This is a genomic window from Gimesia chilikensis (assembly GCF_008329715.1).
GTDB classification, from domain to species: domain Bacteria; phylum Planctomycetota; class Planctomycetia; order Planctomycetales; family Planctomycetaceae; genus Gimesia; species Gimesia chilikensis.
This window is the reverse complement of the sequence record NZ_VTSR01000020.1, coordinates 22742-43390: the sequence shown is the minus strand read 5'-3', so window position 1 is coordinate 43390 and position 20649 is coordinate 22742. Positions and strand designations below refer to the sequence as shown.

Genomic DNA, 20649 nt, shown 5'->3' with positions numbered 1-20649 from the left:
TTCAGCCACCACCACTGTTATCTCCATTTACTAAGGGAAGCTCGATGAAGAAGCTCGTTCCCTGTTTATTGCGACGGGGGTAAAGTTTCCCCCCGTGAGCTTCGACAATGGTCTGGCTGATGGACAAACCAACGCCCAGGCCTTTTTGTTTAGTTGTGTAGAATGTTTCGAAGATAGAATTTTCTTCGCCTTTTTTCAAACCTATTCCGCTGTCGGTCACACAAATAACAAGATTATCGTTGATATGAAGATCCGATTCAATCAGCAGTTTCCGTTGTTCGGGCGGCAGTTCGGACATGGCTTCGATGGCATTCAGCAGCAGATTCACGAGGACCTGTTCCAGCTGGATCGCATCACCGATGGTTCTCAGTGGTTTGGGGCTCAATTCCAGTTGCAGGCTGATAAAGTTCCGCTGGATCTCATGCTGGAGCAGGGCGATCGAATTTTCGATGACCAGGTTGATATCGAGTATCTTCTGCTCGACTTCACTTTTCTGCACGTGACGCCGCAGGCGTTTGATGGTTTCGCTGGCGCGCTGGGCCTGACGTGACATTTCCTCGAGTGGTTCGATCAGATCATCGAGTGAAGTAATGCCCGAGCGAATCCGGCGGATGCAGCCGTTGGTATAATTATTGATGGCGGCCAGCGGCTGGTTGAGTTCATGCGACAGTTCGGCGGCGAGTTCGCCCATCGTCGACAGGCGAGAAAGGTGTGCCAGTTCTGCACGACGACGGACCAGTTCCTGTTCGGCCAGTTTCTGGTGTGTAATGTCGGTGGCGATGACCATGGCTGCGATCGTTATCCCGCCACTGACCATTGCTCCGATACGACAGGAGTAGATGTATTTCTGCCCCGAGGATGAGACGCCTTCGGTTTCCATCTCCTGTGGTTTTCCGGTCTGGAACACCTGTTTGAGAATCGTTCTGGCTTTCTGGATGTCCCCGGCAGGCAGGAATTGATAGATGGAGGATCCGATGATTTCTTCCATGGCCCGGTCTGCGAGGGGATGGTTGAGATAGAGGATCGTGCCATCGATGTCGAGAGTCAGAATAGTGTCCGGGGCGTTGGTTACGAGCGAACGCCAGCGGGCCTCGGTCTGTTGCAGTGCCCGATAGAGGCGATTGCGTTTGGTGTATTCTTCATTGAGACTGGCGTGAGCCTGCTGCAGTTCTGCGGTGCGTGCAGCGACGCGGGCTTCCAGGTTTTCATTGAGTTTTTCGAGTTCATCCAGGGCCGCCCGTTCGCGGGTTACATCTTTCACACAGGAGAGCAGAAAGGTTTCGCCGCGGAAATAAATCTGGACCGCTGAGAGCATGGTGCAGAGCCGGGTTCCGTTGGGAATGATAAAATCGAAGTACAGCTCGCGGGCGGTTCCTTCACTTTTAACCTGCTCGATCATCTGACGACGCGTTTCTTTACTGGGCCAGAAGCCGATATCGAACGCGCTCTTTCCCAGAATCTCTTCCCGCGTGCACTGCAGGGCCGTCAAAAAGTTCTCGTTGACTTCGATAAAGATACCGGTATCGATTTCCGTGATACACATCGCGATCGGATTGACCTGGAAGATGGTACTGAAACGTTCCTCGGAACGCCGCAGTTCTTCCTGTGATGCGACTTTCTCGGAGATATCGACGGCGACCGTGAGAAATCCGGCGATTTCCTGCTGGTCGTTGTAGAGTGGCGTGTATTCCACGTCTAAGGTCTGCTCACCGACCGTCCTGACATGACGGTGTTTTTCGCCTTGCAAAGTCCGCTGGAACAGATCGATCAGTTCCGGGTCGTCAGCAAATTCAGCGAAGATCGATTTTCCGACCTGTTCGCCTGGTTCAAAACCGAGCTTGGTAAGCCCGCCCCCTTCGGAGAGAGTGATGATTCCCTGGCTATCGACGGCTGAGATAATAAAAGGGGTGATCGAGAGGATCTTGCGGAGCAACTGATGACTGTCGTCCGAAAGCTTTTCCAGGAAATCAGGACTCTGGATTTCGGGGAATGTCTCTGACAGCAGACGGGAGGTCAGACTGGTTTGATCCTGAGGTCTGGTTTGATCCACGATTCACCTCTCACTTCCCCTTTTCTGATCTCAGCGGCGGCGGAGCGCGAACGGGGCATCTGGATATCGTTTCGGAAGTGATTTCAACAGTACCGGCGAAACAGGAATTCAGCAGCACAGCAGCGGCGTAGTCAGATTCACCAATGTTTATGGTACCCTGACAGGTGACTGACTGTCAAACTGCGGTGGCTGTCTCTAGATGGAATCGATAGCTCCGCGGTTAAGCGGAAGGAAGATCGAACGTCTGTCCCGGTGTATTATCAGAACTGTTAAGCCGTTCATGGTCGGTAATATCATATTTGAGCGGCGTCACCGTCACGTAGCCCTCGGAGAGCTCTTTTATATCAGTACCTGCTTCGAGCTGGTGGTTGATAATGGGATCCAGGCCACTCCAGAAGTAGGGACGCCCGCGGGGATCGATGCGTTTTTCCATCACATCAAAGTGGCGTTTGACGCCCAGGGAGGTCCATTTGACGCCGCAGGGCCATTCGGGTCTGGTTTCGGGAAAGTTGATGTTCCATAGACGGTCAGCGGATGTCTCCTGCTGTGTCATTAACTGACGGATGATGGGGATGCTCTGTTCGGCCCAGCGATCATAATCCGGTTTGACATCATTCGAGAAGCTGCTTGCAGCGGAGACGGCAATTGAAGGGATCCCGGCAAAGGCACCTTCGATGGCACCCGCGACCGTCCCGGAGTAAAGTACATTGATGCCGACATTCGAACCGGAGTTGATGCCGCTGACGATCAGATCCGGTTTCTGTGAGCAGAACTCGAGAATACCAAGTTTGACGCAGTCCGCGGGACTGCCGGCGACCGCCCAGCCCCAATGCTTTTCTCCCTCGAATTCCTGATGTATCATCAGGGGGTGCAGATAAGTGATGCTCAAGCCGACGCCACTCTGTTCAGCGAGGGGGGCGACGACTTCCACGTCTCCCAGTTGTGTGAGTGCGGCTCTCAGGCTCCGCAGACCCGGGGCATGAATACCATCGTCGTTGGTTAACAGGATTTGCACGAAACTACCTCGACTCTCTATAAGAACAGGTTTGACGGCTTTCCCGAGAGGAAGCCGTTCCCTTGAATGTTAGCGTCAGACACGTCGAATTTTATTTTAGCCTAAGGGACGATTTTATGACACCACGCAGACTGTTTGCGGTCATTCCTGCCGCGGGACACAGCCGGCGGATGGGTACGCATAAGCTGCTGCTCTCCCTGGGCGGAGAGACGGTCATTCAGCGGTTGATCCACGGATTGGCGACTCCCTGGATCACCCGCACGGTCATCGTGGCCCGCGGTGGAGATGAGGCGCTGGCGGAACACCTCGCAGGAGAAGATGTGGAACTGGTGCAACCGGAGGTCGATCCGTCGGATATGAAAGCCAGTGTGCAGGCGGGACTAGAGTGGATTGAAACGCACTATGCACCCACAGAAGAGGACAGCTGGCTGCTCATTCCCGCCGACCATCCGGTGCTTAAACGGACGCTGGTTGAGCGGCTGTGCGAAGTCTGGTCGCAGAGTGATGCGCGGATTCTGATTCCTTCTTTTGAAGGGAAGAAAGGGCACCCCGCATTTTTTCGCTGGTCGGTCGCGCAAGAGGTCTTTCAACTGGGAGCCACGCAGGGAATCAATGCGCTCTGGAAAGAGGGGAGTGCCGCGCCGGTGCTCTGGGAATGCGACGATCCGGAGATATTAATCGACCTGGATACTCCCGCCGATCTGGAAGCGGTTCGCGCGCGTTATGCGTCCGATTTTGAATGATCAACGCGCTTTGATATCTATATATACTGAAGCGTAACGCGTCTCAAACGGGTTTGGCGTGTGGTTTTCATGACACATGTTGAGTGATGGCAGTTGTTTAAGCTGCTCTGATGTTGCATTTGTGAAACTTTGCAGGTGATAACGATTATAAACAGCGCTGCCAATCGACCTCTTAACTAAAGAGCGATATCACCCTTTTTTCCTCAAGTTGCCAAAACTATTTGTTCTATGCTTGAGTGCTAAATAGAACAACCCGCTGTGATTTTGGTTTTTCCATACGGGACATCAGCTTTTGATTTGCATCTTTTTTCAGGTGATGTCAATAATGCAGGCAGTCATGTATGAAATGAAAAATCGGAAAACGCACGCTTTCATCATGTGACGAACTTTTTTGGAGGGGGAAAAATGAGAAAAACACTGGCCCTGGCACTCGCCGCTGTGGCGATGCTGGCTGTCAACGATTCCGCACAAGCCTGCAGGTATTTTGGCGCAGCGAGCTACAACTGCTGTCCGACCACTGCCTGCCAGCCGACTGCCTGTTACACCGCTTGCCGAGTCGAGCGGAAGACATGCTATCGGACCGAGTACGATCAGGTTATGGAACCTCAGCAGTACACGGCTTATCGTACGGAATACGAGACAGTTTACGAAGACAAACAGGAAACCTGTTATCGTATGGTCAACGAAACGGTCTATCGCGATGTCGAATATACGGTTCAGAAGCCCGTGTATGAGACTGCAGAACGCGAAGAACGTTACACCGTGCGACGTCCCATCGTTGAAACTGCGTACCGTGACTGCAGCTACCAGGTGCAGAAACCGGTCTGGGAAACACATGAGCGAGAGTGCCGTCGGACTGTAATGCGTCCGGTTGTCGAAACCATCGAACAGGAATGCCGCCAGACGGTCATGCGTCCTGTGACGGAGACGATCAACCAGGAGCGTTGCTACACCGTCATGAAGCCTGTGACCACCTACCGGACGGTTCATCGTATGCAGGGAGTCTGGGAAACCCGTCAGGTTCAGAAACCGGGACGCTGCCGTCCCTGCTGGACTACTGACGCCTGTGGTATTCCCCGGATGACCATGGTTCAGGTTCCCGGCAAAACTCATTGCCGTAAGGTCTGGAGACTGCGCCGCGTTGCCTGTCAGGTACCCTGTACACAGTATGTGCCTCAGGTTGTCCGTCAGAACTGCCCGGTTCAGGTAACCCGTTACGTTCCCGAAGTGATCGTCAACAAGGTACCTGTAAAGGTCTGCAAAATGGTTCCTGAAGTCGTTGTGACCAAGGTACCTTACCGGACCTGCCGCTGGGTAACGGAAACCGTTGCTCAGAAGGTTCCGTACAAAACCTGCCGCTGGGTCTGTGAAGAAAAAGTACGAAAAGTACCCGTACAGACCTGCCGCATGGTATCGGAAAAATGCACCCGCAAAGTGGCTGAATGCGTCACTCGCAAAGTGCCTTACACCGTGACACACCGTGTTGCCCGCTGCGTACCCAAACAGGTACCAGTCACCTGCACACGTTATGTTGCCAAGTGTGTGGCCCGCAAGGTGCCTTACGAAGTCTGCACGATGGTGCCTACCACCGTCTGCCCGACCACTTCGGCCTGCTCGACCGGAAACTGCGACCTGTCTCCTGCTCCCCAGAACCGGGGATCAAACAAGCCGGTTGCTCCGACTCCCGAGCCGGAACCCGAAGCAAATCCGAAATCCGCTCCTGCTAAACCACAGGTTTCAGCTTAAGCGGTCTGACGATTCCCAAGTGTTGTGAACGCACAAAGGCAGGTTTCATCCGAAACCTGCCTTTTTTCATTGCTGCAGACTGCTGGTGACCCTGACAATGATTACGATCAGATTACGTTTATCTTTCCCGAGTCTTTGGTGAAAGCTCTGGCCGACGTAGAAGCACACGACATGACGGCAGTGATTGAGACTTGGAAGGAAACCAGCGAAGTTCCCTATGATAACGACCAGGATCTTCAGGAGCTGCTGGCAGCTCTGTGCCGGCTCTCAAAGCTTGCCCTGGAGCGTGAAGAAGATCTCTATCTCTGGAATTGTCTTTGAAGCAGAGAACCGGTGGTTGACACAATATGGAGGTCCGGATCAGACACGAATCTATGTGAGATTATATCTGAGACCAGGTAATAGAACCGAGGCAGATCTCTTTCGAAACCTGCCTCGGTATTTTGTCTAATTCTCATGGTCAGAATAGTCTGACCCCGGTCATGTCTTACCAGCCACCTTCAGACTGCAGTCCTTCCGCTCCGCAGACAATATCGCAGGTGGTGTTCAGATCGCAGTCATCGAAGGAATCATCGAATTCACTGCCAACGGTGTAGCTTTTGGTTTTGCCACGTGAACCGGACCAGAAACCGGTGACGGCGTAGGTCTGATTTAACGCACCGATGGCATTGGAAACATCGTTCAATTCGGTGTTCACGGCGACGGCAACTTCGCTCAGTCCAACAATCATGGCCAGAACGCCAATCGTCAGAACCAGAACCAGTTCAGCAGAGATGACGAAACCAGCTTCGTCGTTGTACAAACGGTGCATCACGCGCAACATGAGAGAGTCCCCTTAACTTTGGTAGTGTGCGCTGTCCCGACTTGCGATCATGAACAGCTATGTGAGAGAGATTGATTGTGAGAGAGTAATTTTTTCAGCAGAGGGCTTGAGTGATTTAACTCAAACTGATCTGCCTGCCTCGCATTAATGCAGGAGGCGTGCCAGTTCACCGGGAAGTGCCAGTGAAGGGCAGGGATGGTGAAAGTGTATCTGCTGATATAGAAATGATTTAGGAAGAAGTGACTCGTCGTCAGACCTGGTCAAACCACACAGGACGGATTTCGAAATCTGTTAACAGGGTTGAACAGAAAGTTTAAACAAAGTGTAAGCAGGACGAAGCGTAAAAAAAGAACCGCTGGACGTCCCATCGGTTCTGAGTGTCTGAAATTCATGTTCGCTCGATAGCGGAACAGATCAGGGTGTGACGCTTTCGGAAGCCGTCACTGCATTGGTGCCGGTCACCAGATCACAGGTCGTGTTCAAATCGCAGTCATCTGCATTGTCATTGAACAGGGAACCTGCAACATAGCTTTTGTGTTTACCGTCACAAGTGGCAGTCGCCGCATAACCGGTATAAGCATAACTTTGATTCAGAGCGCCAATCGCATTGGAAACATCGTTGAGTTCCGTGTTGACCGCGACCGCGACTTCACTCAATCCCACAATCATTGCCAGGACAGCGATGGTCAGCACGAGTACCAGTTCCGCTGAGATGACAAATCCACGTTCATCTTTCCATAAGGCCCGCAACATGATTTATCCCCTTTGTGAGAAAAAAAACTCTGCCCGGATGAATCCGGGCAGAGCGTGTAATTTTGATGAGAGATCAAATTACGGAGTTACGCTTTCTGAAGCAGTAACAGCGGTTGTGCCGGTAACCAGGTCACAAGTTGTGTTCAGGTCACAGTCATCAACAGCGTCGTTGAACATTGAACCAGCGTAGTGGCTTTTGTTCTTTCCGCCAGTTCCAGCGAAGCCGGTGTAGGCGTAGCTCTGGTTCAGAGATCCGATTGCGTTTGAAATGTCGTTCAGTTCAGTGTTGACAGCAACAGCGACTTCGCTCAGGCCAACGATCATAGCCAGAACAGCGATGGTCAGTACGAGTACCAGTTCGGCTGAAATTACGAAACCTGCTTCATCGTTCCAAAGTTGATTTAACATTCTAGTGAGTTCCTTGGTTTTAAACTTTTAATGAGAGACGGATTTGCAGAAGGGGCTCCCTGGGGAAACCTTCCGCGACTAATTGCTGGCTAAAGCGGACGCGATAACCAGGTCGTGACCCAATTCGGAGACAACGCTCCACTCAGGCACAGTTGTGGAATGCACTGGCCGGTGCATTTCACGGCACAAACTGCAGATTTGTAGGCTTAAAATATTGTTAAAACGCACGTTATGACCCGCGGAGCAAAGGAAGCCCAGTCATGATGTCGTGGACACCATACGCATTGAATGCTCTCTCACCTTCATGCAATGCAGTTGCTTCTCTTCTTCTCTCGGGGACAAGTCGCAAGAATTTGAAGAAGCCTCAACACGGGTCACAACGCTGCGAATCGATTGTTTCTTTTCAGTTTTGAATTTTATTTTCGTTTCGGTTACGGCAGGTACATAACGCAGCAGGTGTGCCAGAAACGGACGGACGGGGATGTTGCCGGGGGGCATCAGGGGCGGTGGTGGGAAGGAAACGCGGATGTGTAATCGCTATAACTGTAGGTCAAATGACTATTTACAGTAATCAGCCACAAAATAGGATCCGGATCGGGAAAAGTCCGGTTGGTTGATTTCCGGCAACAGAATTTATCAATGGATCTGAACACTCTGTAAAACCAGGGGGCTACACGATGAGTTTTTTTTTAAACATCGGGACTCTGCAGTCGTTGTAAATGCTGCAGAGCCCCGAGTTTAGGGATAATACTGGCTGTGCCAGTTATTCAGCTTGTCTCTCTGCGCCTACCGGTCGGCAGCAGATTCTGATGTGATGAGTCTGGTCGCGACCAGATCACAGGTGGTATTCAGATCGCAATCATCAGTCGCATCGGTGAAACGGGATCCGGTGTACCCGCTTTTGATTTTACCGCCACTTCCCAGAAACCCGGTGTAAGCGTAGCTCTGGTTCAGCGACCCGATGGCATTCGAGACATCGTTCAGTTCGGTGTTAACTGCGACCGCAACTTCACTGAGTCCGACGATCATGGCCAGTACGGCAATGGTCATCACCAGTACCAGTTCCGCGGAAATTACAAATCCGTGCTCATCATTCCATAACGCTCTCATTGTTCAGCCCTTTCAAAATTTAAATAGAAATGGATCCCACACTGGATCCGAAAACTCTCGAACTATTCCCGGCGACTACCTTCAGAGCCGATGAGACTTGTCGCGACCAGATCACAAGTCGTGTTCAGGTCACAGTCATCCGTGGAGTCACTGAAGCGGGAGCCCAGGTAGTAACTTTTCTCCTTTTCAGAAGCAGCATCGAAACTGCTGAATCCGGAGTAGATATAGCTCTGGTTCAGTGACCCGATGGCATTGGAGATGTCATTCAGTTCTGTGTTGACCGCGACCGCGACTTCACTGAGTCCGACAATCATGGCCAGCACGGCGATGGTCATCACCAGTACCAGTTCCGCAGAAATTACGAATCCGTGTTCGTCATTCCATAACGCTTTCATTATTCAGCCCTTTAAAAAGAATGTTTAAAGTGGACCCGGCGCGAGGTCCGGGAAAGCGACTCTCCAGGTACTACTTGGGAGAAGCACCACTTTCCGGAGTGGCGCTGCGCAGGCCGCCCACCAGATCACAGGTCGTATTCAGGTCGCAGTCATCCGTGGCATCAATGAAACTGGATCCGGTATAACCACTTTTGGTTTTACCGCCACTTCCCAGGAATCCGGTGTAGGCGTAACTCTGGTTCAGTGATCCGATGGCATTGGAGATGTCATTCAGTTCTGTGTTGACCGCGACCGCGACTTCACTGAGTCCGACAATCATGGCCAGCACGGCGATGGTCATCACCAGTACCAGTTCCGCAGAAATTACAAATCCGTGTTCCTCATTCCATAACGCTTTCATCTTTCAGCCCTTTCAAAAAAACAGTTCAGCATGGACTCCGCGCGGAGTCCTGAAAAAAACACACTCTCTCTTTCTCTCACTCTCAAGGTTTCAGTGCGCAGTCGCATGACTCCATGGGAGTGGACTGCGAAATTTGCATTTGCAGACCCACGCTGAAATTTCAGCATGGCCAAATAAAAAAGGCTCTAATCAGGATGGTCCCGCGCGGTGTCGGGGCTATCCCAAATAGAGCCAGAGTCAGTTGTGTCTGTTGTTCAATCTGAAACTGCGATTTTGCAGAATCAGCAATGGAAACGGCAGCGCTGCGCGTTACCAGGTCACTCGTTTAATAAAGGTCAAAATCAAAATTACATCTGAAAAGCGGGAATCCGATTCGCAACATCGATTTCGCTTATCCAGCAACGGGCAGCACGATTTCTCATGCAGCGATGGTTTCAGTTCGGAGAACCGCAGGTCTCAGAGAGAGCATGGGATCGGGGTGTAGACCGCGACGACGACTTGAAAATGGCCCACGCTGATCGCCCGGGCCTCGCGGGTCTCTACCAGTTCTCCCTGATCTCAACTACCGGTTTTTCTAATATTCATTTCACGCATCAATCCGCTATCCATAAAAAAAGGCTCTGTTCGGGGAATGTCCCGTAAAGAGCCAGGATCATCCCAAACAGAGCCAGAATCAGTTGTAGAAATCTATTCTGAAATTACGGTGTCGTAGCTTCAGAAGCAGTGACGGCTGCAACGCCTGTCACGAGGTCACATGTCGTATTGAGGTCACAATCATCGACAGCATCTATGAAGCTTGAACCAGAGTAAGAGCTTTTCACTTTTTCACCGATGGGTGAAACACTTGAAAAACCGGTATAAGCATAGCTCTGATTCAGTACGCCGATGGCATTGGAAATGTCATTCAATTCCGTGTTCACGGCAACCGCGACTTCACTGAGTCCGACGATCATGGCCAGTACAGCGATGGTCAGCACGAGAACGAGTTCCGCAGAGATTACGAAACCAGCTTCGTCATTCCAGAAATTTTTCATTGTAGTCAGGCCCTTCATGAAAAAAGCTCTGTCCAGGTATGTCCCGAACAGAGCCTGGATTTACTGATGTAACCGAATCCGGATTACGGAGTGGTTGACTCAGAAGCGGTAACAGCACCAGCACCAGTTACGAGATCGCAAGTGGTGTTCAGGTCGCAGTCATCGGTAGCGTCTGAGAAAGTAGAACCGGCGTAGAAGCTCTTGGATTTTCCACCGCCAGAACCAGTTCCTGCGAAACCAGTGTAGGCATAGCTCTGGTTCAGAGCGCCGATTGCATTTGAAATATCGTTCAGCTCAGTGTTTACAGCAACAGCAACTTCGCTCAGACCAACAATCATGGCCAGCACAGCGATGGTGAGAACGAGAACGAGTTCCGCAGAAATTACGAAACCAGCTTCGTCATTCCAGAATTGATTCATCATGTCAGAGTTCCTTGTTTTTACTTGAGAGTAAGAGATTAATTCCGATCCTGATCGAGATATCAGTCATCGTGAGAGTCAGCAGTCACGCCGCGTGCGTCACCACTTATGCACAAGCCCAACGGGAATCAATACAGCCCGAGTGGCTGTACCAGACCGTTGCTGGCCAGGAACTGGTTGTCATGCAGGGTGAAATTCAGAGAACCGGTTCACTCTGAACTCACTAGATGACTCAAACCCCTATTGCTAAAGGTCCGATTACACAATTCCTGTATGCAGGGTTATGATGTTTGCACAGGACATGCCGAAGGCAGAATCTTTATAAACGGTAGAACTCGTAAACAAGGAATCTTGTTACTAACACCTTTTATTGTTGCAGTTTATCGCTGAAAACTGCGGATGGCATGACAATGTTCAGCAGGAAGGGAGGGCAAGAAGTGTAAGGAATCTGAAACACGGCTTTACAAATGGTGTTTCAAAAAAACAACAAATGTGCCGTTCCAGAAAATTCGGTCTGTGGAATCAAACACCGGAAGAGAAGGTTCTCTCCCGGTGTCCGTCTCGATCAGCTCTCAAGCTTAACGTACTCAGTCAGACTTATCTGATGGTGGCTTCGCTGGCAGTGACAAACTGAACTCCGGTAACCAGATCACAGGTCGTGTTCAAGTCGCAGTCATCGACAGCATCTTCAAATCGTGAACCGGCGTAATAGCTCTTTGATTTCCCGCCGTTCCCCAGGAAACCTGTGTAGGCATAGCTTTGATTAAGGGCTCCGATTGCGTTTGAAATATCGTTCAGTTCAGTGTTTACAGCGACAGCAACTTCGCTCAGGCCGACAATCATGGCCAAGACAGCGATGGTCAGTACCAGTACCAGTTCCGCAGAGATCACGAAACCAGCTTCGTCATTTAAAAATTGTTTCCACATTGTTTGAGTTCCTCTGTTGAGATAGAGAGTTTTGTTTTGATTCATTTCAGAATCGGGAGAGACATCAAGGTCGGTTCAGAATTCCCCCGGGGGCTGAAGCCGGGGTGACAGCAGCGATTCGATTGAGTGTCGAATCGCATCTGCTGACAGGAACTGCCAGCATCCCAGGACTGGATTGTTACCGGTTCATTCTAAATCCAGATACAGGGAAGAAATCAGTTATTCTGAACTTGACCTCTTTACCGGTTGTAACGATTGCAGAGATCGTGCCAGATCTTTCAGATTTGAGGATCGCAAGAGGCATCCGTCAGTGGGGAGGCTGTAATCAGTTAGAGATACGTAGTTTAGGGGACGAGTTACAGGACGGGATTGAGCGGGCGAAGTGTTGAGGTCAGCGATTTTTGTAAAGAGATCTGAACACCGCTTTACAAATCGTGTTTCAGAATTCCGACAAAACCGTAAATTGAATATGATTTCAGGAGCAACAGGACGTTTTTAAGCCAGGCTTTGATAAATCGCGGTGAGCGGTCACTCGGTGGGATACATTTAAGATGGGTTTTCAACGATTTAAATCGGAGTCTGAAAGAACCGGGAATTCAGGAAAGCAGTTTGAGTCATGCAAGTTACTATCACAGCCGTCGGGCCGGACAATCGCGGATTAGCAGATCCCATCGTGCACTATGTGACCGGTGTGGGGGCCAATATTCATGAAATCCAGATGTATGACCATGATTCAGAACGCCTGTTTGCCATGCTGCTGCGTATCGACTGGCCCGTTGATGTGGAGCCGATCGCGGTGCTCCGGGAACGGATCATGCAGATCGGTGCGCAGAAGGGGCTGACCTTACGCGTCTGGGCGCGAGAGGAGCACGATCGTCCTCCCCGGATCGCGATCTGTACGACTTATCGCAGTGAGCCTGCTGCAGCGGTTCTTGATGCGATCAAGTCCGGTGTCATCCAGGCAGAGCCGGCGGTGATCATCGGCAACCGGGATCGCTGCCAGTCGCTGGCGACTGAGCATGGACTGGACTTTCATAACATCGGCGACGAGCGGGGGAACCCGGACTACGATCAGATGGTGTCGCTGTTCGATTCATACGAAGTTGACTACGTGCTCCTGGCCCGGTACATGCGGGTGCTGCCCCCCGGGATCTGCTGGAGTTTCGCCGGCGGCCGCATCATCAATCTGCACCACGGTCTGCTGCCGTCCTATCCCGGTTTCCAGCCTTATGAAGATGCTTTTAGCCATCATATGCTGACCTTCGGGGCCACGATTCATTTCATCATTCCGGAACTGGATGCGGGCAATCAGATTATTCATCAGAACGCGTTTACGGTGGCACCGGGAACTTCGCTGAAAGAGATCAAGCGGATCGGGGAGACCGAACATGAGCCCGAGTGCCTGGTCGAAGGAGTTCGCCGGGTCGTGGATCGCGAGGTGGAACTGCACTTCCATCGCGTGGTGGGGATGGCTGGGAAAAACTGAGGAAGGGGACGTTCAGTCTTTCAGTTTTGATTTGACCAGTTTGAAAACGTCGTCGAACATCGGCTCTGTCAGTCGGCCGGTAAACGTATTCTGCTGGCTGGGATGATAACTGCCGACGAGCCAGTGACCATCGGGAAACTGGTACGCGGCTCCGTGTCCGAAGGCAGGTCGTTTGCCTGGCAGTCTGTCCTGGCGTTTTTTGAAGTCGAGGACCGCTTTCCAGCCGATCTGTCCCAGAGCGAGAAAGACTTTGACGGGTAGCATGTCGACCGTCTGTTCCAGCCAGGGGTGACAGTTTTCAATCTCTTCGCGCGTCGGTTTATTCGCGGGAGGCGCACAGTGGCAGGTGGCTGTGATCGCGCAGTTGATCAGTTCCAGTCCGTCATCACTGCTGACCGCTTCGGGCTGCGTCGCAAAGCCTGCTTTATGCAGGGCGCGGTACAGCCAGTCCCCACTGCGATCGCCGGTAAACATGCGGCCGGTCCGGTTGGCACCATGGGCTGCGGGGGCCAGGCCCACAATCAGCAGCTCGGCCTGTGAATCACCGAAATTGGGGACCGGTTTACCCCAGTAGTCCCAGTCGAGAAAAGCTTTCCGTTTTTCAGCCGCGATTTTCAGACAATGGGTCCGCAGACGATCGCAGAGGTCGCAATTGGTGATGTTCCGGTTTAACTGGTTCCACTTGGTTTTCGACATCCGGCTTCTCGTCTGACTGCTGATCAATGGTTCTGGTACAGGTTAGGGGGATCGTACTGATTATTCCCGCCGCAACGATCAAATGCGGCAGCGATAGATCATCAATAGCAGTAAACGGGTAATGCCGTCAAACGGGACTCTATATTTAAAGAGAACATTTTAAAATCGAGGCTTGAAAAACCGTCGAAAGCCTCTTTACGATAGTATCACAGTGCGGTGCCTGCCTGTATCAGACAGTGGCGGGTACGGCGCGTTTGATTTTCTGCATTTGAATATGCCCCTTTCAGGAACAGCGATTGTGTCGAAACTTCAACTCCCTTTGATGTCATTGATAGCCGCAATTCCCGGTGCTTTGTTAACGTACATGCTGGTGATGGCATTTCTGAATCATGCGGAAGCCATGTCGACGACACTGCTGGGAGTGGCCGGCCTGACACTGCTGATGAGTGCCATGCTGACGCTGATGCCCGTCGGTGCCCTGATCTTCGGACCCAAGGGGGCAGGTAAGTCGAAGAGCAAAGCGAAGGACGATGCAGAGTCGGATCTGGTTGATGAAGAGGAAGACGACGAAGAACTGGTATCTGATTCCGGAGCCGAAATCTCAGACGAGTTTGAAGCAGACGAATTCGCTGATGACGACGATGACCTGATGGCCTCGGGGGATGATATGGAAGTCGACGAAATGGACGACTTCAGTGACAGTGAATTCGACGATGCGGCTGACAGCGAGTTCGACTTTGCCGACGATGAGTATGAATTCGACGAAGACGATGAAGAAGAGAACAAATAACGTTTACCTGTTCTCTCCTTCTATTCGCTCGAACTGATTACTGCTGCAGATGCTGCTGGAAGAACTGGTCCATATCGGCGACCATGTCATTGAACCAGGGATGCTGGTTCCAGCAGCCGTGCTTACCCTTGGGGTAGACCTTAATGCCCGTCGGTACCCCGGCTGTTTTGAGCTTTTCCCGTGAGGGAGCGTTGCGCTCGGGGTTGTCAAACTCCCCGGTCATAAACAGCAGTGGTGGTGTCTGCCGGGAAAGATGCAGGTAGGCATCGCTGAGTTCGTAAAGCTCGGGTGCTTCATCAATCGTTTTGCCCAGCCACTGATTCGAATTGGATTTCTTTGGGTCCTTGCGCGAACGCTCGGCAACGGAACCGGAGGCCATCATCATCGGTCCTGCCATCACGATGGCGGCCTGTAATTGAGAAGACCGGTCAGCATAGCCGGCATCGCCCTGGAGCGCTTTGACGTGCGGTGCCGCTGCCATCAGCCCGACCAGATGTCCGCCTGCAGAACCGCCGACGGCACCGATCTGCTGAGGATTGACATGGTATTTAGCGGCTTCCGCTCTGAGAAAACGGACGGCAGCATTACAGTCCTGAATTCCAGCCGGGAACTTTGCTTCATGTCCCAGTCGATAACCGACGGCCATCGTGACATAACCCCGTTCAGCCAGGGCGATCGCCAGGGCCCGGAACTTGGTTTTATCACCGTTGAGCCAGCCACCGCCGTGCACGACAACGACTGCGGGAAAAGGACCTTTACCGGTCTGGGGCACAAAAATATCTGCGAGCAGTTTACGCGGTCCGGCCTGACCGTAGACCACATTCAGGTGAGGCGTGACTGAATCTGGTACGACCGTGGAGGGGCGGTTACCGCTATTGGCCGAAACTTCCGGTTCGGGCATGCAGCCATAGGCGTTCATGCGCTGACGATAGAGTCCCCCAAAGCCGGTGATGTAGAGCGACCGCATGTCCTGATCGCCGAAAGTGCAGTTGATAGGGCGGGTGGGCGTGTGGATTTTTCCGAGCAGTTTGCCCTCGGGATTCCAGATCCAGATGTCGGCAGCACCGGCACAGTACACGTTTCCGGCGCGGTCGATGGTCATCCCGTCGGCACCCTTGTCGGGGCCATCGTTCATTTTGGCAAACAGGCGTCCGTTTTTGACTTCGCCCGGCTTGGTTACATCGTAAGCCCAGATCTCTTTGGGGACGTATGCAGCGACATAGAGTGTCTGACCATCGGGAGAGAGGGTGATACCGTTAGGAGTTTTGATTTCTTTGATGGCGACCGACTGTTTGCCTTCCGGTGAAATCCAGATGACTTCCCCCGAGCCGGTGAGTGTGTAGTAGATGCCACCGGTCTGATCGACGACCAAATCGTTCGGGCGACGGGGCGGCTTGACATCATTCGGCTGACCATTGATGCGTTTCTTCTGTTTGCCTTCCAGAACTGAGATCTGGCTGTTGCCGTTATCTGAGAGGTAGAGTTTGCCATGATCATAAAAGCTCGCGCTGATCCGGCCGGCGTCGTTCAGGAAGACCTGGACTTTACCGGTGCGGGGCTGATAGCGATACAGCTTGCCTGCTTTAACATCGGGGAAGTAGAGCGTGCCGCGTCCATCCCAGGCAGGACCATCGGCGAGCTCGAATTCGGTCGCAATCGTCTCCAGCGGGGATGACTTATCGATGACAGATTCCTCAGCAGAAAGAGTGATCTGTACGAAGAGTACAGAGAGCAGGGCAAGGGCGAGCTGTTTCATAGGTGTTTCCTGATCGAAAGTGAAACGGATTGAGGTTCCTGGCTGGCGGAAGTGGATTGATGGTCAGAATAGACGAAATGGTCACCAGTCCCTGTCAGCTATGCGCTGTGGGACCAGGCTTCCTGTTCCGATCAGCCCCGGGTTGCGGGACTGTGGAAAAAAGCGGGCGCGACTCCTACAATCGGGAGCACACACGGCCGGGACAGGGAAGCGAACCTTTGTCGTCTGTTGAGCATCAAACAGGTACCTCGGGATTGGTATACTGGAATCAACGTGAGTCTGTTTATTCTCAGAAATTTGAGGAAACAGATCAATCGTTATCCATGAGAATGCTCGGGTTCCCCTCAAGAAACCCGCGCGTGTTCACAGAGATTCAGGCTGGAGAGCAGAAAGAACAAATCAGTATGAGTGAGACCGACCAGACTTTGATCGAAACCCGTTTTTTGAGGTTGATCAAGCGGGGACGCTGGGAATTTGTGCAACGTGCCAATGCGTCAGGAGTGGTCTGCCTGTTCCCGTTGACCCGGGATTACCGGGTGATTCTGATCGAACAGTTTCGTCCCCCTGTGAATTCCCCGGTGATTGAATTCCCGGCGGGACTGGCGGGTGACATCGCAGGTCAGGAGGACGAACTGCTGGAAACCGCGGCACTCCGGGAACTGGAAGAAGAGACCGGTTATGCAGCGGGGCGAATCATTTCACTTGGATCAACGGTCTCTTCGGCCGGTTTGACGGACGAAGCGGTTCATTTTTTCCTGGCCCTCGATCTGGAGCAGGTCGCGGAGGGGGGCGGCGATGAATCGGAGAAAATCACCGTCCATTCCGTGCCGTTTGCAGAAGTTGAAGATTGGCTTAAAGCGGCCGAAGCACGCGGCTGTCTGCTCGATGCCCGGATTTATGCAGGCCTGTATTTTCTCTCCAAACATGTGCCGACGACTTCCTGAGCCGTTTGCTATATTCTCAAGACAAATGAGCTATAATGGCGACGGACCAACATTTCAGATCCTCTTGAATCTGCTTTTTTAATCATAGAATGAGACTCCCATGAGTGAAGAATGGATAGCCGACCGGATGCACCTGATTGACGCCTCCGGAATTCGCAAGGTGTTTGACCTGGCGGCGAACATGAAAAATCCGATCAACCTGAGCATCGGGCAGCCCCACTTTGATACTCCCGATGAGATCAAAGACGCGCTCTGCCAGGCAGTCCGGGATGGGAAAAACGCTTACAGCCAGACACAGGGGATCGCCCCGCTGATCGAAAAGATCCAGTCGCGGGTGGATGAGATGTATCATCATGAGGATCGCCAGGTCTTTATTTCCAGCGGCACCAGTGGTGCATTGATGCTGGTGTTGAATGCCCTGGTCAACCCGGGCGATGAAGTCATTGTGTTCGATCCTTACTTCGTGATGTATACGCATCTGACCCGCGTGGTGGGGGGCAAACCGGTGTTTGTAGAGACTTACCCGGATTTCAAGATCGACGTGGAAAAAGTCCGGGCCGCGATCACCGACAAGACGAAGCTGATCCTGTTCAACAGCCCGAGCAATCCGACCGGACACGTGGCCTCGGAAGAGGAAGTGCGGGCCCTGGCGGAACTGGCGGCGGAAAAAAACATCGCGCTGGTCAGCGACGAGATCTACCGTTCCTTCTGTTATGACGATCCTTTTGTGAGCCCGGCTGCTTATAACGAGAAGGTGATCGTAATCGACGGAATGAGTAAGTCGCATTCGATGACCGGCCATCGGCTGGGCTTCGTGCATGGTCCCAAAGCCGTGACGCAGCAGATGATCAAGCTGCAGCAGTACACGTTCGTCTGTGCCCCGCATCCGGTGCAGTGGGCTGGACTGGCGGCGCTGGACTACGACATTTCGGGACGCGTGGAAGAATATAAGGAAAAGCGGGACCTGATGCGGGATCTGCTCTCGGACCGGTTCGAAATCGCCGGTGCCCAGGGGGCGTTCTACATGTTCGTCAAAGCGCCATGGGGAACGGGGACCGAATTCTGCACCGAAGCGATCAAGAACAACCTGCTGATCATACCGGGCAATGTGTTCAGTAATCAGGATACGCATTTCCGGATCTCCTATGCCCAGGAAAATCCGGTTCTGGAGGCCGGGGCGGAAATTCTGAATCGGCTGGCAGACCGCAAGGGCTGAATAATCCGACCGGAAGCAGGTCGTTGGCAGGGCCGGGGGAAGTTTTTTTGTACAAATAAAAACTTTCTCTATACCTGAAAGGGTATCACCTCTATCATGGAGAGAGTGTGAGACTCTCATTCCCTTCCGAATAGACTTACGATACTGCCTGACAACGACTTATGCCTTCCGATCAACCGCAGAAAAACGGTCCTGGGGCTCCCGCCGGATCCGCACGCGAAAAGTCTTCTCCCCGCTCTGCTGAACTGCAGGGAGGGGAATCCGCCCCGCTTGCGCACCTTGACGACTCCGATCTGAGTGAGGACACGGTTTATCAACCGGGGACGACGCCTCAAACGGGTAAAAAGCAGATTGAATCGGTCAATCTTGTCGGCAGGCAGCTGGGTGATTTCAAAATCCTGCGCCGCCTCGGGCAGGGGGGAATGGCTACTGTCTATCTGGCTGAACAGGTCTCTCTCAAACGCGAAGCAGCCATCAAGGTGATGCACAGCGAACTGATGAGTGATGAGACCCACATCAGGCGCTTCGAACGCGAGGCGAAAGCGGCCGCGGGGCTCACCCACCCGAATATCGTCCAGGTTTATATGACGGGCGATTTCGAGGGAACGCATTATATCGCCCAGGAATACGTGCGGGGGATCAATCTCAAGGAATACCTGGCCCGTAACGCCCCTCCCGATTGTGCGTTGATCCTCAAAATCATGCGACAGGTGACCGCGGCCCTGCATGCCGCTGCGGAGAAGGGGATCGTGCATCGGGATATCAAACCCGAGAACATCATGATCACGTCCCGCAAGCTGATCAAGGTAGCCGATTTCGGACTGGCCCAGATTGCCCAGTCTGACGAGCGGGTCCATCTGACCCAGGTCGGCACCACGATGGGGACGCCGCTGTATATGAGTCCGGAGCAGGTCAACGGCAAGGCACTCGACCAGCGGAGCGATATCTATTCGCTGGGCGTGACCTGTTACCATTTGATCTGTGGTCGGCCCCCCTTTCACGGGGAAACGGCCCTTTCGATTGCCGTGAAGCATCTGAATGAAGCAGCTCCATCCCTGAAGAAACGCCGGCCCGACCTGCCGGAAGAGCTCTGCGATCTCGTGCATCGTATGATGGAGAAAGATCCGAACAAACGTCCGGCCAACGCCACCGAGCTGATGCAGGAAATCCGCAAGATTCCGGAGCAGTCCTCCGGCAGCGAAACACGCGACTGGCGGTCCCGACTGCCGTTTCAGGGAAATCAGGGGTTACAGAAACAAATTGCCACGTTTGTGCTGGCTTCACTCTGTCTGGGAGGCGTTGCCGCCGCCGTGGGCTGGGTGAATCGCCCCGGGAATCCCCTGGACGCGCCTGTTGTTAATGCTGAGGGCCAGGCCAGTGGTTCTGCGGTGGCGATTGGTAAAGAGTCCTCCGCCATGCTGCAGTATCTGCGGGCCATGCGGATGAAGGATAACATCAACAGCGAAGATGGCTGGAAAGCGGTGATTGAGTATTATCCGGAGAATGAAATCTACAAGCCACTGGCACAGATTCGGCTGGGCCTGTTAATGCTCAAGGGGGGGCGGTATGCCGAAGCCCGGCCGATTTTTGAGGAACTGATGGCTTCCGGTCAGGCCCGTTATCAGACGAATGGCTACGCCGGACTTATGGCTCTGGAAAGTCTGGAAGGGAACCCCATCAACTCACAAAACACCTGGGAAAATCACGTTCGCGATCATCTGGATGATCTGGACCGGGAAATGTTTGAGATTGCTTATCTGACCCTGACCCGCAACCAGAGTGCTCCCGGCGTTACCCAGAATGATGATTACCGGAAGCTGTTCGAACAGATGAATAACGAAGGTGAAGAACTGCTCAATCCCTGAGTCAGACTCGTTGCGCTCGCCCATTTCGGAAAGGATCTTTAATTACCGGACGATCCGGTTTCCCGTAGAGATG

22 protein-coding genes are annotated in these 20649 nt (G+C 52.7%); 9 read left to right on the top strand and 13 right to left on the bottom strand.

All coding sequences use genetic code 11. The features are described 5' to 3' along the window. Position 1 precedes the first annotated feature (1 nt). Together FYZ48_RS22365 and surE are read right to left on the bottom strand one after the other, a co-directional pair. Positions 2 to 2050, bottom strand: coding sequence for a PAS domain S-box protein (locus FYZ48_RS22365; protein ID WP_149344522.1), 2049 nt, complete (start codon positions 2048 to 2050; stop codon positions 2 to 4). A gap of 220 nt (positions 2051 to 2270) precedes the next feature. Next, positions 2271 to 3065 carry a 5'/3'-nucleotidase SurE gene (gene surE / locus FYZ48_RS22360; protein WP_149344520.1) on the bottom strand — a complete coding sequence of 265 codons (795 nt, stop codon included), beginning with the start codon at positions 3063 to 3065 and terminating at the stop codon, positions 2271 to 2273. 116 nt (positions 3066 to 3181) lie between these two features. On the opposite strand from surE, the gene FYZ48_RS22355 reads away from it, so the two are divergent. The 3 genes from FYZ48_RS22355 (at position 3182) to FYZ48_RS22345 (ending at position 5875) form a co-directional block, all read left to right on the top strand. Next, entirely contained in the window at positions 3182 to 3808 is a 627-nt protein-coding gene (locus FYZ48_RS22355) for a nucleotidyltransferase family protein (RefSeq protein WP_149344518.1), read from the top strand. Positions 3809 to 4213: 405 nt separating this feature from the next. Beyond that, on the top strand, positions 4214 to 5554 hold the full coding sequence (locus tag FYZ48_RS22350; RefSeq protein ID WP_149344515.1) for a hypothetical protein: 1341 nt from the start codon (positions 4214 to 4216) through the stop codon (positions 5552 to 5554). Positions 5555 to 5623: 69 nt separating this feature from the next. Beyond that, entirely contained in the window at positions 5624 to 5875 is a 252-nt protein-coding gene (locus tag FYZ48_RS22345) for a hypothetical protein (RefSeq protein WP_149344513.1), read from the top strand. Between the two features lie 166 nt (positions 5876 to 6041). Here FYZ48_RS22345 and FYZ48_RS22340 read toward each other — a convergent pair whose 3' ends face one another. The 8 genes from FYZ48_RS22340 to FYZ48_RS22305 form a co-directional block, all read right to left on the bottom strand. Then, positions 6042 to 6377 carry a hypothetical protein gene (locus FYZ48_RS22340; RefSeq protein ID WP_390625140.1) on the bottom strand — a complete coding sequence of 112 codons (336 nt, stop codon included), beginning with the start codon at positions 6375 to 6377 and terminating at the stop codon, positions 6042 to 6044. A 414-nt stretch (positions 6378 to 6791) separates the two neighbouring features. Further along, positions 6792 to 7130, bottom strand: coding sequence for a Flp family type IVb pilin (locus FYZ48_RS22335; protein WP_145042052.1), 339 nt, complete (start codon positions 7128 to 7130; stop codon positions 6792 to 6794). 78 nt (positions 7131 to 7208) lie between these two features. Further along, a complete protein-coding gene (locus FYZ48_RS22330) occupies positions 7209 to 7538 on the bottom strand; it encodes a hypothetical protein (protein ID WP_149344511.1) in 330 nt (109 codons plus the stop codon). 786 nt (positions 7539 to 8324) lie between these two features. Next, positions 8325 to 8648 (bottom strand): hypothetical protein, encoded by a 324-nt coding sequence (locus FYZ48_RS22325; protein ID WP_149344509.1) that lies wholly within the window; start codon positions 8646 to 8648, stop codon positions 8325 to 8327. Positions 8649 to 8710: 62 nt separating this feature from the next. Then, entirely contained in the window at positions 8711 to 9046 is a 336-nt protein-coding gene (locus tag FYZ48_RS22320; protein ID WP_149344507.1) for a hypothetical protein, read from the bottom strand. Positions 9047 to 9113: 67 nt separating this feature from the next. After that, positions 9114 to 9443 (bottom strand): hypothetical protein, encoded by a 330-nt coding sequence (locus tag FYZ48_RS22315; protein WP_149344505.1) that lies wholly within the window; start codon positions 9441 to 9443, stop codon positions 9114 to 9116. A gap of 698 nt (positions 9444 to 10141) precedes the next feature. Further along, a complete protein-coding gene (locus FYZ48_RS22310; protein ID WP_149344503.1) occupies positions 10142 to 10477 on the bottom strand; it encodes a hypothetical protein in 336 nt (111 codons plus the stop codon). 83 nt (positions 10478 to 10560) lie between these two features. Beyond that, complete coding sequence (locus tag FYZ48_RS22305) at positions 10561 to 10899, bottom strand: hypothetical protein (RefSeq protein WP_145042047.1); 339 nt, start codon at positions 10897 to 10899, stop codon at positions 10561 to 10563. Between the two features lie 68 nt (positions 10900 to 10967). Here FYZ48_RS22305 and FYZ48_RS29495 point away from each other — a divergent pair, with 68 nt between their 5' ends. Continuing rightward, a complete protein-coding gene (locus FYZ48_RS29495) occupies positions 10968 to 11114 on the top strand; it encodes a hypothetical protein (protein WP_206752605.1) in 147 nt (48 codons plus the stop codon). A 379-nt stretch (positions 11115 to 11493) separates the two neighbouring features. On the opposite strand, the gene FYZ48_RS22300 is transcribed toward FYZ48_RS29495, so the two are convergent. Continuing rightward, positions 11494 to 11823 carry a hypothetical protein gene (locus FYZ48_RS22300; protein ID WP_145042046.1) on the bottom strand — a complete coding sequence of 110 codons (330 nt, stop codon included), beginning with the start codon at positions 11821 to 11823 and terminating at the stop codon, positions 11494 to 11496. Positions 11824 to 12439: 616 nt separating this feature from the next. On the opposite strand from FYZ48_RS22300, the gene FYZ48_RS22295 reads away from it, so the two are divergent. Beyond that, positions 12440 to 13309: a formyltetrahydrofolate deformylase gene (locus tag FYZ48_RS22295; RefSeq protein ID WP_149344501.1), complete on the top strand. Its 870-nt coding sequence runs from the start codon at positions 12440 to 12442 to the stop codon at positions 13307 to 13309. Between the two features lie 12 nt (positions 13310 to 13321). Here the strand turns inward: FYZ48_RS22295 and FYZ48_RS22290 are convergent, their stop codons facing one another. Continuing rightward, the gene (locus tag FYZ48_RS22290) at positions 13322 to 14005 is read right to left on the bottom strand and encodes a uracil-DNA glycosylase (protein ID WP_149344499.1); all 684 of its coding nucleotides are present in this window, start codon (positions 14003 to 14005) and stop codon (positions 13322 to 13324) included. A gap of 298 nt (positions 14006 to 14303) precedes the next feature. Here FYZ48_RS22290 and FYZ48_RS22285 point away from each other — a divergent pair, with 298 nt between their 5' ends. Continuing rightward, positions 14304 to 14795, top strand: a complete 492-nt coding sequence (locus tag FYZ48_RS22285) for a hypothetical protein (protein WP_149344497.1) — start codon at positions 14304 to 14306, stop codon at positions 14793 to 14795. A gap of 37 nt (positions 14796 to 14832) precedes the next feature. Here FYZ48_RS22285 and FYZ48_RS22280 read toward each other — a convergent pair whose 3' ends face one another. Beyond that, entirely contained in the window at positions 14833 to 16551 is a 1719-nt protein-coding gene (locus FYZ48_RS22280; RefSeq protein ID WP_149344495.1) for an SMP-30/gluconolactonase/LRE family protein, read from the bottom strand. A 359-nt stretch (positions 16552 to 16910) separates the two neighbouring features. Between FYZ48_RS22280 and FYZ48_RS22275 the strand changes: the two genes are divergently transcribed. The 3 genes from FYZ48_RS22275 (at position 16911) to FYZ48_RS22265 (ending at position 20576) form a co-directional block, all read left to right on the top strand. Continuing rightward, on the top strand, positions 16911 to 17495 hold the full coding sequence (locus FYZ48_RS22275; protein WP_242022740.1) for an NUDIX hydrolase: 585 nt from the start codon (positions 16911 to 16913) through the stop codon (positions 17493 to 17495). Positions 17496 to 17595: 100 nt separating this feature from the next. Next, positions 17596 to 18711 (top strand): pyridoxal phosphate-dependent aminotransferase, encoded by a 1116-nt coding sequence (locus FYZ48_RS22270; protein WP_149344493.1) that lies wholly within the window; start codon positions 17596 to 17598, stop codon positions 18709 to 18711. A 161-nt stretch (positions 18712 to 18872) separates the two neighbouring features. Beyond that, the gene (locus FYZ48_RS22265; protein ID WP_149344491.1) at positions 18873 to 20576 is read left to right on the top strand and encodes a serine/threonine protein kinase; all 1704 of its coding nucleotides are present in this window, start codon (positions 18873 to 18875) and stop codon (positions 20574 to 20576) included. The last annotated feature ends 73 nt before the right edge of the window (positions 20577 to 20649 follow it).